Origin of the sequence: Dongia soli, from assembly GCF_034044715.1 — a bacterium.
Taxonomy (GTDB): domain Bacteria; phylum Pseudomonadota; class Alphaproteobacteria; order Dongiales; family Dongiaceae; genus Dongia_B; species Dongia_B soli.
Genome location: NZ_JAXCLW010000001.1, coordinates 1,011,397 through 1,027,011, shown reverse-complemented (window position 1 = coordinate 1,027,011; position 15,615 = coordinate 1,011,397). Strand labels below are relative to the sequence as shown.

Below are 15,615 nucleotides of genomic sequence, written 5' to 3'. Positions count from 1 at the left end.
CGGAACTGACTTTGCGAAATTGAGGGAGCACTTGAATGCCTGCTTATGAAGCGCCCTTGCGCGATATCCGTTTCGTGCTGAACGAGGTGCTGCAGATCGACAAATTCAGCAACCTGCCGGGCTTCGCCGATGCGACCCCGGATGTGGTGGATGCGATTCTTGAAGAAGCCGCGAAGTTCTGCAGCAGCGAATTGCAGCCGCTCAATCAGCCGGGCGATGAGGAAGGGTGCCATTTCGACGACGGCAAGGTGACGACGCCGAAAGGCTTCAAGGAAGCTTATGACAAATTCGCCGAAGCGGGCTGGATCGGCCTGCCCTGCGATCCGGCCTATGGCGGCCAGGGCTTGCCGAAGGTGATCAATTTCGCCGTCGAGGAGATGGTCTGTTCCGCCAATCTCTCCTTCGGCATGTATCCGGGCCTCAGCAACGGCGCCTATAACGCCTTGTATCTGCACGGCACCGAGGATCAGAAGAAGCTCTATCTGCCGAAGCTGGTCAGTGGCAAATGGTCCGGCACGATGTGCCTCACCGAGCCGCAATGCGGCACCGATCTCGGCCTCATCAAGACGCGGGCGGAACCGCAGGCCGATGGCAGCTACCACATCACCGGCACCAAGATCTTCATCTCAGCCGGCGAGCATGATCTCACCGAGAATATCGTGCATCTGGTGCTGGCGCGCCTGGCCGATGCACCGGCTGGCATTCGCGGCATCTCCCTGTTCGTCTGCCCGAAATTCCTGCCCGATGCGGCCGGCAATATCGGTGCGCGCAACAAGCTGGTCTGCGGCGCAATCGAAAAGAAGATGGGGATCAAGGCTTCGGCCACCTGCGTCATGAATTTCGACGGCGCCCGGGCCTGGCTCGTCGGCCAGAAGCACAAGGGCATGTCGGCGATGTTCACCATGATGAACTTCGCCCGTCTCGCCGTCGGCATCCAGGGGCTCGGCGTCGCCGAAGCCGCTTATCAAGGGGCCGTCACCTATGCCAAGGAGCGCCTGCAGATGCGCAGCCTCGGCGGCGTCAAAGCGCCCGACAAGCCGGCCGATCCGATTGTCGTGCATCCTGACGTGCGGCGCATGCTGCTCACCCAGCGCTCGATCACCGAGGCCTGTCGCGCCCTGGCCTATTGGGCCGGCATCGAGTTGGATATCGCCGCCCATCATCCCGAAGCTGAACGCCGCCAGGCGGCGGACGACCTCGTCGCTTTGCTGACGCCGATCGTGAAAGCGTATCTGACCGATCACGGCTCCCTAGCCGCCAATTTGGGCGTGCAGGTTTTTGGCGGCCACGGCTATATCCGCGATTGGGGCATGGAGCAGCTGATCCGCGATGCCCGCATCACGGAGATCTATGAAGGTACCAACGGCATCCAGGCTTTGGATCTGGTAGGGCGAAAATTATCGGTCGGCACCGGCCGCCTGCTGCGCCGTTTCTTCCATCCGGTCACGGCCTATCTGGAAACCGCCACTGCCAATCCGGCCTTGGCGGAATTCGCACTGCCTTTGATGAAGGCGGTGGCGAAATTGCAGCAAGCCACCGCCTGGCTGGCCCAGGCCGGCTTGAGGGATCCGGAGGAAGCCGGTGCCGCCGCGCATGATTATCTCCGTCTCTTCGCCTTGGTGGCGCTGGGTTACATGTGGTGCCGCATGGCGGAGGTTGCGCTGTCGAGGCAGGAGAGCGAAGAGCACGCCTTCTACCAGGCCAAACTTGCCGGCGCCCGCTTCTTCATGACCAAGGTCATTCCGGAGACAAATCTGCTTTTCACCACCATGACCTCAGGCAAGAACGCGATGATGGCCGTTCCGGACGATTATTTCTGAAACCGGCTCCACCGATGTTTGCTGCTGCGCGCCGGCCATACCTTGCCGGCCTCTTGTCGTTGCTGTCGCTGGCGCTGAATCCGAGTGGCTCCGCCATAGCCCAAGCGGCACCTCCCGCAATACCATCGCCAGGACAGAGCCTGCCGCTCGATCAGGCATCGCCCGTCGACCTCGCCGGCTATAAACTCGGCATGAGCCTCGATGAGTTCAAATCCCTGCCGCTTATTGACAGGGTGAAATATCCGAAGGCGCGCGTCCTCTGTTCCGGCGATCCGGAATTGCGGCGCTCGACCGAACTCGGCACCATGCGGCAGATGCCGGACGAACGCGCCGCCAATATCATCCGCTGCAACATCTTCCGCCCCGATCCCAGCAATGTCTCCTGGTGGTCATCATTGCCGCCAGCTCGAGACGGCAGGACCGCCAAGGAGAGCAAATACTATTTCGCATCGATCAATGGTGCCTATCGCCTGCTCTTCGCCCAGTCGAGCTGGCCGCAGGATATGCTGCAACACATGCTGGGCGAGCTTGTCGCCACTTACGGCGCGCCGGCCGGTCCCCGCCAGCAACGCCGCGACAGTCTTCGCACCTATGAAACCCGGTCCTGGCAAACCGCCAAGACCTGGCTGGTGCTGGACTATAAGACGGATAAGGCCGCGCGGGCCTTTACCGTTACGATCGTCGATCCGTTCCTCGATCAAGCCGTGCACGCCCGCGGCTTCAACAGCCGCGGCACGCTGCTCTATTACTCCACTTTTGTCCATATGCGTTGACGCTGCTTCCGGTGCGGCAGCGTCGTGACCGTTTAATCACAGCATTTTAACACCCCAGCCATGAGCGACGTGACATGGCTGTCTCACGCATAGACATTCTGCGAATCGCCACCAGAACGTTCATTCGGTGGCGGAAGGTGCTAGCAGCTACCAGTGTTCTCTCAGGAAAAAAGCGCCTGTCTGCAGCGGCCTCGCCAAACCGACAATGCCACAGCGCTCTCAGTCGGAGAGATGGCCCGAAGCAGCGTCGAAAACAGATCGCTCCCTCTCGATTCGACGCTGACCGATGCCGGTGTCCGCGATAGTTTGATCGCCGCTGGCGCCGTGCGTTTCTTCTTCAATCGCGCGCCCGGTCACACGACCGATCCGCCCAATTGTGCGCTGGGTCACAGGCAAATAATCGGATCGGAAATATAAAATCATGCCATGCAAGTGGGATTGACAGTTCGCCTCGCGACTGACGCGCCCGACTTGCAGCACGTTTCCTGGGTTAGCGTTCTATATCGGCGACACAAAGCAGGTGAAGGTGACGGCGCGGTGCATCGGCAACCTGAAACTGCCGGTACCGACCCAGGCCGGCAACGTTGGCGCGGCCGGCGAAAGCCGGGCGAGCCTGCCGGCGGGCGTTCCCGTCCCCAACTGCCCGCCGGCGCCTTCTTGACCGCAATGTCCCCAAATTGCCGCAAAGCCGTCAGCAGCTTGTCAAATATGACGTATAGAATTGCGCATAACCTGGGAGCTCACCTGAGCAATCATCTGAGCTATGAGAGGCGAGAGGTATGCTGCCGAAATATATCCCCGATCTGTTTCAACCGATCACTTTGGCCGTGGAAGGCTGGCGTAATTGGGCACGGGTCCGGGTCAGCCTTGGCTATCGCGTTTGCCGCTGGGTGCAGCATCAGGGCCGGCCCGCCAACGACAACTGACATCAGCACGCCTGCTGCCGTTTCCGTTTGTCAGCGGATCATATAGACCTTGCGCACCGTCTCGTGCACCCGGCACGTGCCTTTCCAATCCTTCGGAAAAAAAGCGATGGTGTCGGGCGTGATCTCAATCACTTCGCCAGATTCATGGGTATAGGTGCAGCGGCCGAGGAGGAAGTGGCAAAACTCGTCGCGCGTCACGTGACAGTTCCAGAAACCCGGCGTGCAGACCCAGATCCCGGTCTCGTTCTCGCCGTTCGGCCCTTTATGCAGCAGCACGCCCGAGGTCATCGACTGACCGTCGATCATGGTGGGGATCGGCCCCCAATCCTTCAGCTCGGTGACATCCTTGGGATTGCGGATGACCGGGGTGACGTGAGGGGCGGTGGTCATGATCTACTCCTATCGCAGCATATAAACATTTCGCATGGTCTCATGGACCGTGCAGATGCCGGTCCAGCCGGCGGGAAAATGCACGCAGGTGCCGGGCGCCACCTCGATCACCTCGCCATTATCGCGCTGATATGTGGCACGGCCGGCGATGAAATGACAGAACTCGTCGCGTGGTATCGAGAGCGGCCATTTGCCCGGCGTGCAGACCCAGAGGCCGGTTTCCGGTGAATTGCCGCCGACCGACGGATCGGGCCGCTTGAACAACAGCCGCCCGCTCGATTTCGACTGGCCTTCGATGCAATTTGGCTGATCGCCCCAATCGGCCAGATCGTCATAAGTCAGCGCATCATGAATATGCGGTGCGCTGGAAGTGAGATGCGCCGCCATATCAGGCCCCCGCCAGTTTGTAGCTGCCGGTCGTGGCGATTTCCGAGAGGAGCTGTGCCGCCTTCTCGGTGCCCCTGGCCGCCTGCATATGCTTGGAGATCGCCTGCAGGCGGGTTTTCATCGCGCTATCTTTCAGCAGGCGGTCGATGGTGCCGACGAGCTGTTCCTCCGTCCAGGTGTAGCGCGGCAATTGCTCGCCATAGCCGGTATCATGGATGCGGGCGGCATTGTCGAGCCCGTCCCAGCAGAACGGCATGATGATCGCCGGCTTACCGAAATAGAGCGCCTCGTTGAAGCTGTTATTGCCGCCATGATGGATAAAGAGATCGACATGGGGGATGACTGCCGGCTGCGGGTACCATTTCTCCAAATGCACATTGGGCGGCACATCTTTGTATTCGCCGATATAATCGCCGACATTCATCAGGAAGCGATAGGGCAGCTTGGCAAAACTGGTCAGCAGCCGCTTATAGAGATCGACATCAGCCGCCCCCAATGAGCCATAGCTGACATAGATCAGCGGCTTGTCGTTATTGGCCGCGAAAGTGGGCACGGTATAGCTGCCCTCATCGCGCACGCAGCCTTCGAGATATTGGAAGCGCGCCGGATCCAACGGATGCCGGCGCCTAAAGGCGAGCGGCTTCGGATAAAGCAGCAGGTTCATATAGGGCGAAGCCTCGAAGAACTGGCCCAGCGGATAAGGCTCATGACCGACCTTGCCGAGGAACTTGTTGAAGCGATCATGGACCGGCTTCACCAGTTCCAGGAAGCGGTTCTCGAAGGCTTCAAAACCGGCTTTGTCATCCTCATGGCAGCCGGAGAGATGTGGCGGGATATCGGGATCGGGGATTTCGTTTTCGGAGCAGGAGATGATCCGCACCCAAGGGCAGCCGGCCCGCTTGATCGCCGGGAACAGGATCACATTATCGACCGCAATGAGATCCGGCTTGATGCGCTGGAGATGCTCGTTCAATCCTTCCTCGGCGATGATCGCGGAATCGACGATCGCTTCCCAGACAGGAATTACATAAGTTGGCAATTGCTCGATCGGCGAAAGGCGGAAGTGCGGCTGTTTCTCTGCGATGAAATTGGCCCAGAATTTCGCGATCTCCTCATCCGACATGCCGCCCGACATATCGACCAGGTTTTCCTCGAACCCATATTGCTCGAAGACGCCCTTGAACCCCTTGTCGCAGACGAAGACCGGATTATGGCCTTGCGCCCGCAAGGTCTGCGCGATGCCCACGCAGTTCAAAGCGGGGCCGAAGGCCGCTTCGGGAAACAAGACGATGGTTTTGCCGCTCATGTCATTCCTCCTAATCCGTCAGCAATCGGGCCTGGGCGCCGGGCGCCCACCGGCCGCCCCTCTTCCATGCCCATGGCCAGCAGCGTACCGATCACCGTCGAAATCGCCGTCGAGGCGATTTCATCGGCGCAATAGCTTCATCAGAAGGCAGGCGCCTTCCGTTATCGATCGTCCTAACGATAGGACTTAGTAGCCGGGCGGCGTGGTCACCCAAAGCACCGTCGTCACCTTGGCGCTGACATTGACGAAGCGGTGGGGCTGGGTGCTTTTGAAGCGGAAGGTATCCCCTTCCTTGAGCAGGAAACGCTCATCCTCGATGAACAATTCCAGAGCACCGCTGAGGACCAGGCCGGCTTCCTCGCCGCGATGAGTATAAAATTCCGGCCCGGAAGAGCCGCCTGGCTGCAGCGTTACCAGTAGCATCTGCAAGGCGCCCGGCGTGGTCGGGGTCAGCAATTCCTTCTGCAGGCCGGTATCACTGAGATGCAGCATCGGCCTCGTCTTGCGTCGGACGATGTAGTTCATCTCTTCGGCCGGCGGCAGATCGGTTTCCTGGAAGAGATCGCCCACCGGCACTTGCAGCGCTTCACTGAGCTTTTTCAGCGAGCGGACCGAGGGGGAGGAAACGCCGCGTTCGATCTGGCTGAGGTTGCCGATGGAAAGGCCGGTGCGCTCGGCAAGCTCGGTCAGCGACAAGTCGCGTCCCTTGCGCAGGGCCCGTAATTGCTGCCCGAGCCAGAGATCCGCTGCCTTGGTGGCGCCGGCACCTTTGGCACCATTCGCCGTGCCGTCCGGCGGCAAGGCTGACTTGGTAATCCGGTTGCGTATGCGGTCGTTGGTTTCGCGGCCCATCGAGCGCCTCCCTCAGTTTCCTGGTAGCACAGGGACGGATGGGCGACAATCATCTGTTGCAGCGCCGGTCACCGAGCTGCCGCTGCCCGAAAAGCGGCGCGATGGCCTCCTTCCACATGCGTGATCTTCCTCACAAATGGCGCGTTCGGCGTGGTGCGGGTCCTTTTGCAACCTGCTAGAGTGCCGCCGGGTTAAGGACCATGAAAGCGATATGAAGAAGGCCTGGGATGTCCTGATACCGGCTTTGATCCTGCTGATCGCCCTGGCAATACGCTGGATCGATCCGTTGCCGGTGGAATATCTCCGCAATGTCACTTTCGACAGCTACCAACGCCTGAAACCGCGCGTCTACGATCCCGACCTGCCGGTCCGCATCGCCACCATCGATGAAAACAGCCTGAAACTCTTCGGCCAATGGCCCTGGCCGCGAACCCGCATGGCGCAGATCATCAACCGCCTGGCGGAACTTGGCGCCGCTGTGGTCGGAATCGATATCCTATTTGCCGAGCCGGATCGCACCTCGCCCCAGACGATCATGAAGCAGCTGCCGGATACGCCGGCCTTGGCCACAGCGCGTCAGGCCCTGGCCCAGATGCCGGACAACGACGTCGTCTTCGCCGATGCCTTGCGCAGGGTGCCGGTGGTGCTGGCTTTTGCTCTGCAGAATGCCGATTCGCACCACCCGCAGGAGAAGCCCTCGCCGATCGGCGGTTTCGTTTATCTGGGCGATGATCCCCGGCAATTCGTCTCGTCATATCCCTATATCGTGCTGCCATTGGCCCAGCTGCGGGCGGCGGCGGCAGGGATCGGGGTCGTCAACGCCGTCCCTGATATCGACGGCATCATCCGCCGTATCCCTTTGGTCCAGCTCTATCGCGACCAGCTTGTCCCATCCTTGGTATCGGAGGCCCTGCGCCTGGCCGGCGGGGGACCCTCTTATCTATTGCGCTCCGCCAAGACCACGAGCGAAGGCGTCGGCTCGCTGCTCGGTCAGGGTGTCGGCGCCATGCGGATCGGCAGCCAATTCACGGTGACGACCACCGGCGCGGCGGAAATGCTGCTTTACGATACTGGCACCAAGCCGCAGCGCTTTTTTTCGATCGCCGATCTCATGGACCCCTCTTTCGACCGCAGCCAGGTCGAGGGCCGCATCATCCTGATCGGTTCGACGGTCGAAGGACTGAAAGACAGCAAGCCAAGCCCGATCACCCGCGACATGTCGGGCGTGGAATTCCACGCCCAAACCATCGAGCAGGTGCTGGCTACCAATCTCCTCGGCGAACCGCAACTGGCCCGCCCTTATTGGGCTTTCAGCGCCGAGCTTCTCTACCTGACGCTGACCGGGGTCCTCACGATTTTCATCCTGCGCCGGCGTGGCGCCCTGACCGGCCTGCTGCTCGCGCTCAACGTCCTGGCCTTCGCGCTGGCCGGATCCTGGTATCTCTTCAGCCGGGAGCGTTTCCTGATCGATCCGATCTATCCCGGCATGGTGGTGTTCCTGATCTTCGTCACCGGCACCCTGACGAATTTCGTCCGCACCGAGAGCGAGAAGCGGCACGTACGCAATGCCTTTTCGCTCTATCTCTCACCGGTCATGGTCGACCAGCTCAGCCAGAATCCGCGGCGTCTCACCCTCGGCGGCGAAATCCGCAATCTGACCGTCATGTTCTGCGATGTGCGCGGTTTCACCAAGATTTCCGAAAGCCTGGACCCGCAATCCCTGACCCAGCTCATGAACCGCTTCCTGACGCCGATGACGCGGAGCATCCAGGCGCATCGGGGCACCATCGATAAGTATATTGGCGATTGCATCATGGCTTTCTGGAATGCACCGCTGGACGTGCCGCAGCATGGTCGCCACGCGCTGATGGCGGCTTTCGAAATGCGCCGCGCCCTGCATCACCTCAATGCCACGCTGCGCAGCGAGGCCGAGCATACGGGGCGCAATGCGGTCGAATTGCAGATCGGCATCGGCCTCAATAGCGGCCCCGGCTGCGTCGGCAATATGGGATCGGAACAACGGCTGACCTATTCCGTGCTTGGTGATACGGTCAATATCGCTTCCCGGCTGGAGGCTTTATCGCCACGCTATGGCGTCGATCTGGTGATCGGCGAGGAAACCGCAGAGGCGGCACCGGATTTCGCTTTGCTGGAACTGGATCAGGTACGGGTCAAGGGCAGGCAAGAGCCGGTCCGGATCTTCACGGCGCTGGGCGACCGGACGGTCGCCGATAGCAGCGCGTTCATGAAATTGCGGCTGGCCCATGATGCTTTGCTGAGCGCTTATCGCAACCGGGACTGGCCGGGGGCGGCGGCGGCCTTGGAAACCTGCCGCGGCGTCATGCCCGCCGGCTTGGCGGCCTTTTATGATCTCTATGCCGAGCGCCTGGAGGAATTCCGGGAAAGGCCGCCGACACCGGATTGGGACGGCGTTTACATCCCGGATAGCAAGACCGGCTGAGAATGCCCATAACATCGAAACGGCCGAGCCGACGGAAGCCGCAATGGGCCGAGATGCGGACCTTGCAAAATAGGCCCTGACGTCGCAACCGGCATTTGCCAGCGGCGGCGCCGTCCCTTAGGCTGTCGGCGAAACGAGGGGGCATTGATGTCGACCATTGGCCTGACCATTTTCGGTCTGACGGCGCTGCTGGCGCTGACCAGTCTGCTGCCGCCACTGGCCAGCCGGATGCGGTTGCCTTATTCGGTCCTGCTGGCCATTGTCGGCTGCGGGTTGGGGCTGATTTCAACCGCCCAGCCGCTGGCCCACCGCGCCGTCTTTGACGATTTCATCATCGCGTTGCGGCATCTCGATATTTCGGCGGAAACCTTTCTCTATGTCTTCCTGCCGGCCCTGTTGTTCGAAACCGCCTTGTCCATCAATGTCCGGCGGTTGCTGGACGATATCACCCCGATCATGGCCATGGCGGTCGTCGCGGTGGTCATCTGCACCGTCGTGACCGGCTTTTTTCTTTCGGCTGTCTCCCCCTTCAGCCTGCTCGCCTGCCTGATGCTGGGCGCCATCGTGGCCACCACCGATCCCGCCGCCGTGGTGGCGATCTTCCGCGAGATCGGCGCGCCGCGCCGGCTGACGATCCTGGTCGAAGGCGAGAGCCTGCTCAATGATGCCGCCGCCATCGCCATCTATGTCCTGTTGCTGGGCGCGCTGCTGGAAGGTCGGCCGATCAACGCCTTCGCGGCGATCGGCCAGTTCCTCTTCAGCTTCATCGGCGGAGCGGTTTCCGGCTATCTGCTCGGGCGCTTTACTGCCACGCTGTTCGCCTTGGTGCGCGGCTGGCCGACCGCCGAGATCACCCTGACCATTTCGCTGGCCTATCTCAGTTTCCTGCTGCCCGAGCATTATTTGCATGTCTCCGGCGTCGTCGCCTGCGTCGCAGCGGGCCTGACCATCGGCTCGGTCGGCCGTACCCGCATGTCGCCCAAGACCTTCGAGCAATTGGACGGTGCCTGGGGCCAGCTCGGCTTCTGGTCGAATTCACTGATTTTCCTGCTTGCTGCCATGCTGATCCCGCAGACCATGCGCGATCTGACCTGGCGCGATGTCGTACTGATCCTCGCGCTCTACGGCGCCACCTTGGTGGCGCGAGGAATCACCGTCTTTGGGGTCCTGCCCCTGTTGCGCGGCATCAACCGCAACGGCGATATCGGCGGAGGCATGAAGGCGGTGATGTGGTGGGGTGGCATGCGCGGAGCCGTCTCGCTGGCTTTGGCTCTCGCCGTCACCGAAAATCCCAGCATCGATCCCCAGCTGCGCCGCTTTATCGCGACAAGCGTCACCGGCTTCGTGCTGCTGACTCTTTTCATCAACGGCACCAGCCTGCGTTTGCTCATGCACGGCCTTCGCCTCAACCAGCTCACGGCCCGGCAGCGTGCGGTCAAGGACCGCAGCCTTGCCATGGCGGTCGAGGAGATCCGGAACCGGATCGTCGATATCGCCGACCGCGAAAGGATCGACCGCGAGGTAATCGATGAGGTGGCCGGCGATTACAGCCACCAGGTTACGGTCAATCAGGCCGAACAGGACAAGCGCGGCGACCTCAGCGCCGAGGATCTGCTGTCGGTCGGCCTGACCGTGCTGAGCGCCCAGGAAGACGAGCGCTATTACAACAATTTCAAGGCCCAGATCATGACCCGGCATATCGCCGAGCGGCTGCTGGCGCAGACTGCGCGGCTGCGCGACGCGGTCCGGGCCAAAGCCAGTGAGGGCTATCTCAGCGCCGTCGAGGAAAGCCTGCGCCTCACCCGGCGGTTCCGCTTCGCGCTGCGGCTGCATCAGATCACCGGCATCGACCGGCCGCTGGCGGCGGCGCTGGCCGACCGGTTCGAGGTTCTCCTCAATCAGCGCATCGTCCTCACCGAACTGATCGCCTTTGCCCGGCGGCGCCTGACGCCGTTGATCGGGACCGAGGCGGTCACGGCAGTGATCGATCTGATCAGCGACCGCCTGGTCAAGGTCAGTGCCGCCTTGCAGGCCTTGAAACTGCAATATCCCGATTATGCCCTGGAATTGCAGCGCCGCTATCTGGGCCGCATCGCCCGCCAGATGGAGCTGGACAGTTACGAGGATCTCGCCCAACAGGCGATGATCGGCGGCGAGGTGCTGTCGGAATTGCTGCTGGATACCAAGCGGCGCTGGTCGGGGCTGGATGAAAGGCCGCGCCTCGATACCGAATTGACGGCGACCCAGTTGATCGCCCGTGTGCCGATGTTCCATAATCTCAGTGCCGCGGTGCAGGCGGAGATCGCTCACTTGCTGCATCCGCGTCTGGTCATCCCCGACGAGGTCATCGTCCGCGCCGGGGAGCGGGGCGACGCCATGTATTTCATTGCCTCCGGCGCCGTGACCGTGAAGCTGCCCGGCCGCAGCGTCGAGCTTGGCAGCGGCGACTTCTTCGGCGAACTCGCTTTGTTGCGGGGTCAGCCGCGCAACGCCGATGTCGTCGCTCTGGGCTTCTGTAAATTGCTCGTCCTATCGGCCCGCGACCTGCAACCTTTGCTGGCGCGCGACCGGCAATTGCGGGAGCGGATCGAGTCCGTGGCGGCAGAGCGTCTCGGCACGGCGCTGAGCCGAAATTAAGCGCACGACATTGAGCCGCAATTGAGCCTATAGATAGAGGTGGCTTTGCCCCTTCGGGGCCCAGCGCTCGCGGTGGAGAGCGCTATATCCAAACGGTTATAGCCCCTAGCTTGGCCGTTATTCCCGGTGCTATAAGCGTTGCATCCATTCGCCGCCATCCGGGGTCTGGTTCCGGCAAGGCGGTTATGCCAAGAGGAGATGTAGGCATGAACCTTGAAGACGCACGGAAGCTGGATAAAAAATCGTTTCATAAATACGCGTCCAAGTTGAAATTCGAAACCCGCCATTTCATCGACGGCAAATTCGTCGATGGCAAGAAGGGCAAGAAGTTCGAAAGCATCAATCCGGCGACCGGCGAAGTGATCGCTGAAGTCGCCCGCGGCGATGCGGGCGATGTCGATCTTGCCGTCAAGGCGGCGCGCAAGGCCTTCAAGAGCGGTGTCTGGTCGCGCATGGCGCCGCGCGACCGCATGGCGATCATGTATCGCTTTGCCGATCTGATCCGCGAAAACGCGCTGCAATTTGCCTTGATCGATACACTCGATATGGGCAAGCCGGTGATGGACATGCTGAATTCCGACGTCCCGGGTTCGGCTTTGACCTTCCAGTTCTTCGGCGAAACCATCGACAAGATCGAGGGCGTCGTCACCAATACCGCCGCGACCGAATTCCAGTACATCCTGCGTCAGCCGCTGGGTGTGGTCGGTTGCATCGTGCCGTGGAACTATCCGTTGATGATGGCCTCCTGGAAGGTCGCTCCGGCTCTGGCTGCCGGCAATAGCGTGGTCTTGAAGCCGGCCGAACAATCGCCGCTCTCGGCCAATCTGATGGCCAAGCTGTTCATGGAAGCCGGCGGTCCGGCCGGTGTCTTCAACGTCGTGCAGGGTCTTGGCGAGGAAGTCGGCAAGGCGCTCGCCTTACACATGGATGTCGACAAGATCAGCTTCACCGGTTCGACCGAAATCGGCAAGCTGATGATGGTCTATTCCGGCCAGTCGAACATGAAGCGCGTGACGACGGAGACCGGCGGCAAGACCCCGCAAATCATCACCGCCGACGTTCCGGATATGGACATGGCCATCCAATATGCCGTCAACGGCATCTTCGGCAACCAGGGCGAGGTCTGCAACGCCGGCTCGCGCATCCTGGTCGATGCCAAGATTCATGACGAGTTCGTCCACAAATTCCAGGAAAAGGCCAAGGCCAGCTTCCTGCCGGGCGATCCGCTCGACCCGTCGACCACGATGGGCCCGCTGGTCGATAAAGGCCAGCAGAAGCGCGTCCTCGGCTATATCGATATCGGCAAGAAGGAAGGCGCCAAGCTGGAATTCGGCGGTGCCGTGCCGAAGGGTCTGGAGAAGGGCGCCTATGTCGCCCCGACCCTGTTCAGCGGCGTGAAGAACAAGATGCGGATCGCCCAGGAAGAAATCTTCGGTCCGGTCGGCGCGGTCCTGCCGTTCAAGAAGGTCGAGGAAGCGATCGAGATCGCCAATGATTCGATCTACGGCCTGGCAGCGTCGATATGGACCTCGGATGTCAACCTCGCCCACAAGGCGGCACGCGACATCGAGGCCGGCGTCGTCTGGGTCAATTGCTTCGACCATGGCGACATGACCCAGCCCTGGGGCGGGTTCAAGCAGTCCGGCATGGGCCGCGACAAGTGCCTGGAGACCCTGCTGACCGTCACCCAGACCAAGTCGGTCTGGATGCATCTCGGCTGATCGCGGGGCGATGTCGAAATGGGGGCGGGGCTTGCGGGTCCCGCCCCTTTTTCGTCGCGAAGCGAAACCACGAAGACGCTTTTAAAGGACTCCGCAATGGACCGTCACATTTCCCCGGTTCCGCTGGAAAAGGCCTATCGGCTGATCAATCACGGCCCCACGGTGCTCGTCTCCGCGCGCCATGATGGCACGGACAATGTCATGGCGGCTGCCTGGGCCTGCGCGCTGGATTTCGCCCCGCCCAAGCTGACCGTGGTTCTGGACAAGAGCACCAAGACGCGCGGCCTCGTCGAGCAAAGCGGCGCCTTCGTCATCCAGGTGCCCACCGCGGCGCAATTGCAATTGACCCACGAACTGGGCACGACAACCATGTTCGACGCGCCAGACAAGCTGGAACGCTTTGGCGCGACCTTGTTCCAGGTCGAGGGATATGACCTTCCCTTCGTTGGCGGCTGTTCGGCCTGGCTCGCCTGTCGGCTGATCTCCGAGCCGCACAACCAGCAGGCCTATGACTTGTTCATTGGCGAGGTCGTAGCCGCCTGGGCCGATAATCGCGTCTTCAAGGGCGGCCATTGGCAGTTCGAGCATGCCGACCCAGCCTGGCGCAGCCTGCATCACGTGGCGGGCGGCCATTTCTATGCGATCGGCGAAGCCCTCCATGCCAGCAATGACGGGGAAGGCTGACGACCGAAGACCAAGGCTCACCTGAGGACATTCCAGTCCACCCGGCCTCAATGCCGTCGAGCCGGCGGAAATTGGAAACCTGCCAGACTCGCCACGGCCGCGCGCCGAAACGCGGTTCGACGACCAGGCTCCTCAGCCAAAGCGGTTGGTCGAAGCTGCGGCTGATCGCAAAATCGCGGTCGAACTCTTCGGTCAGATAAAGCACGACCGGTTTGCGGTAATGAATCTCCACGCGCTCGATGAAGGCCGCCAGCTCGGCATGTAGCGCGCCTGGCGAGATCCGGCTGGCGCAATTTCCGCCATATTCCAGATCGACAGCCGGCGGCAGCGCATCGGCCTCGACGGGGACGCTGGTGATGAAATTTGCCGCCTGATCCGCCCCCGGCCGGCAAAGCGTGAAGAAGTGATAGGCGCCGCGCTTGATACCGACGCGCCGTGCAGCGGACCAGTTGACGGCAAACAGCCTGTCCCGGTGATCGCCGCCTTCGGTCGCCTTGATATAGGCGAAGTCGACGCCCTGGCTCGGCAGTTTCCACCAGTCGATGCGCCCTTGATGATGGGACACGTCGATTCCCTGATGCGAGAACGTCGTGCCGGATGGATGCCAGGCGGATGCATAAAAAACCGCTGCCGCAGCGGCAGCAAGAAAGACGGCAACTCCAATAAACCAAAAGCTCCTGCCTGCAGGTCGGCGTCGACCACTCATTTGCGCTCTGGATCGATAGCGGAACGGAGCGCCGATGGTGGCCGGAGAGCATGGCCGCAATTGGGCGACGTGGCGATTTTCCAGTGGCCGCTGGAAGCGGAGCGGAATTGCGCCAGCCCAGAAAAGCGAGCGGCCCCAAGGCTGGGGGCCGCTCGGTTATTCGGAGGTCACGGAATCAGATGGCGAGGCGGTTGCGGCCATTGGCGTTGGCGGGGCGACGATGACCCCTCCGTGGCTTGGCCGTCGCGGCCGTGGTCAGCAGAGCGGGCTCGCCGCTGTGAATATGGCGGATCTCTCCGCCCGTCACTTGACCCGGCTCCAGAAGGCCGTCGCGCAGCGCCGCGACCTGCAGTCGGTGCGGCCGGCTCTCGCCCGGCATGACGAAGCCGTAAGGGGTCGCCGGCACGAAGCCGAAGCGCTTGTAGTAATCGATATCGCCGACCAGCAGGACCAAGCCATAGCCGAGGCCTGCGGCGAGTTCCAGAGTCTTGAAGGTGAGGGCCCGGCCGATGCCTTTGCCGGCGAATTCCTGATCGATGCTGAGCGGGCCGAGGAGCAGGGCCTGGGTGGCCGTGCCGCCATCCTGCGGATCGACCAGGATCGGCCAGTAGCGGATCGAACCGACCAAGCGGTCGCCGGCGAAAGCGGTCCAGGAGAGATCGGCGACCGGCTGCACGCCGATGCGATATTGATAGGAAGCCTTGTCGAAACGGCTGGCGCCGAACACCGTATCGAGAAGGCTTTCGACAGCGGGGGCGAGGTCCGGGGTTTCGGGCTTAAGCAGATACATTGTCCAGGTTTCCTTCAGGTAAGTAAGTGACACTGCGTTTAGTGACCACTGCCGAAACTGGGCGTTCGGCTGCCTACCCGTCGGGCTCCCCGGCCTTAGATGGCCTTCCCGGCGTCTCGTGCACAGCCGACCGCCACGCTTCGCAGCGCGCGGATCGATCGT

General features: G+C 61.6%; 13 protein-coding genes and 1 pseudogene. 7 read left to right on the top strand and 7 right to left on the bottom strand.

All coding sequences use genetic code 11. The annotated features are described in order from the left end of the window. Positions 1-35: 35 nt before the first annotated feature. Complete coding sequence (locus SMD27_RS04595; RefSeq protein WP_320507143.1) at positions 36-1,820, top strand: acyl-CoA dehydrogenase C-terminal domain-containing protein; 1,785 nt, start codon at positions 36-38, stop codon at positions 1,818-1,820. A gap of 14 nt (positions 1,821-1,834) precedes the next feature. Continuing rightward, complete coding sequence (locus SMD27_RS04590; RefSeq protein WP_320507142.1) at positions 1,835-2,593, top strand: hypothetical protein; 759 nt, start codon at positions 1,835-1,837, stop codon at positions 2,591-2,593. Positions 2,594-2,812: 219 nt separating this feature from the next. Here SMD27_RS04590 and SMD27_RS04585 read toward each other — a convergent pair whose 3' ends face one another. Next, entirely contained in the window at positions 2,813-3,016 is a 204-nt protein-coding gene (locus tag SMD27_RS04585) for a hypothetical protein (protein ID WP_320507141.1), read from the bottom strand. A gap of 356 nt (positions 3,017-3,372) precedes the next feature. On the opposite strand from SMD27_RS04585, the gene SMD27_RS04580 reads away from it, so the two are divergent. Continuing rightward, positions 3,373-3,519 carry a hypothetical protein gene (locus SMD27_RS04580; RefSeq protein ID WP_320507140.1) on the top strand — a complete coding sequence of 49 codons (147 nt, stop codon included), beginning with the start codon at positions 3,373-3,375 and terminating at the stop codon, positions 3,517-3,519. A 30-nt stretch (positions 3,520-3,549) separates the two neighbouring features. Here the strand turns inward: SMD27_RS04580 and SMD27_RS04575 are convergent, their stop codons facing one another. The 4 genes from SMD27_RS04575 to SMD27_RS04560 all read right to left on the bottom strand — a co-directional run bounded on the left by SMD27_RS04575 (position 3,550) and on the right by SMD27_RS04560 (position 6,454). After that, positions 3,550-3,909 carry a cupin domain-containing protein gene (locus SMD27_RS04575; protein ID WP_320507139.1) on the bottom strand — a complete coding sequence of 120 codons (360 nt, stop codon included), beginning with the start codon at positions 3,907-3,909 and terminating at the stop codon, positions 3,550-3,552. Between the two features lie 9 nt (positions 3,910-3,918). Continuing rightward, positions 3,919-4,296: a cupin domain-containing protein gene (locus SMD27_RS04570; RefSeq protein ID WP_320507138.1), complete on the bottom strand. Its 378-nt coding sequence runs from the start codon at positions 4,294-4,296 to the stop codon at positions 3,919-3,921. Between the two features lies 1 nt (position 4,297). Continuing rightward, the gene (locus SMD27_RS04565) at positions 4,298-5,602 is read right to left on the bottom strand and encodes a glycosyltransferase (protein WP_320507137.1); all 1,305 of its coding nucleotides are present in this window, start codon (positions 5,600-5,602) and stop codon (positions 4,298-4,300) included. Between the two features lie 186 nt (positions 5,603-5,788). Further along, on the bottom strand, positions 5,789-6,454 hold the full coding sequence (locus tag SMD27_RS04560) for a cupin domain-containing protein (RefSeq protein ID WP_320507136.1): 666 nt from the start codon (positions 6,452-6,454) through the stop codon (positions 5,789-5,791). A gap of 211 nt (positions 6,455-6,665) precedes the next feature. Here SMD27_RS04560 and SMD27_RS04555 point away from each other — a divergent pair, with 211 nt between their 5' ends. The 4 genes from SMD27_RS04555 (at position 6,666) to SMD27_RS04540 (ending at position 13,957) form a co-directional block, all read left to right on the top strand. Further along, positions 6,666-8,915, top strand: coding sequence for a CHASE2 domain-containing protein (locus SMD27_RS04555; RefSeq protein WP_320507135.1), 2,250 nt, complete (start codon positions 6,666-6,668; stop codon positions 8,913-8,915). 147 nt (positions 8,916-9,062) lie between these two features. Continuing rightward, entirely contained in the window at positions 9,063-11,552 is a 2,490-nt protein-coding gene (locus SMD27_RS04550; protein WP_320507134.1) for a cation:proton antiporter, read from the top strand. 206 nt (positions 11,553-11,758) lie between these two features. After that, the gene (locus tag SMD27_RS04545; RefSeq protein ID WP_320507133.1) at positions 11,759-13,273 is read left to right on the top strand and encodes an aldehyde dehydrogenase; all 1,515 of its coding nucleotides are present in this window, start codon (positions 11,759-11,761) and stop codon (positions 13,271-13,273) included. 96 nt (positions 13,274-13,369) lie between these two features. Continuing rightward, positions 13,370-13,957: a flavin reductase family protein gene (locus SMD27_RS04540; protein ID WP_320507132.1), complete on the top strand. Its 588-nt coding sequence runs from the start codon at positions 13,370-13,372 to the stop codon at positions 13,955-13,957. Between the two features lie 64 nt (positions 13,958-14,021). On the opposite strand, the pseudogene SMD27_RS04535 reads toward SMD27_RS04540, so the two are convergent. Next, positions 14,022-14,663: pseudogene (locus tag SMD27_RS04535) on the bottom strand (GH25 family lysozyme); the annotation flags it as partial. Between the two features lie 175 nt (positions 14,664-14,838). Beyond that, the gene (locus SMD27_RS04530) at positions 14,839-15,453 is read right to left on the bottom strand and encodes a GNAT family N-acetyltransferase (protein WP_320507131.1); all 615 of its coding nucleotides are present in this window, start codon (positions 15,451-15,453) and stop codon (positions 14,839-14,841) included. Positions 15,454-15,615: the final 162 nt, after the last annotated feature.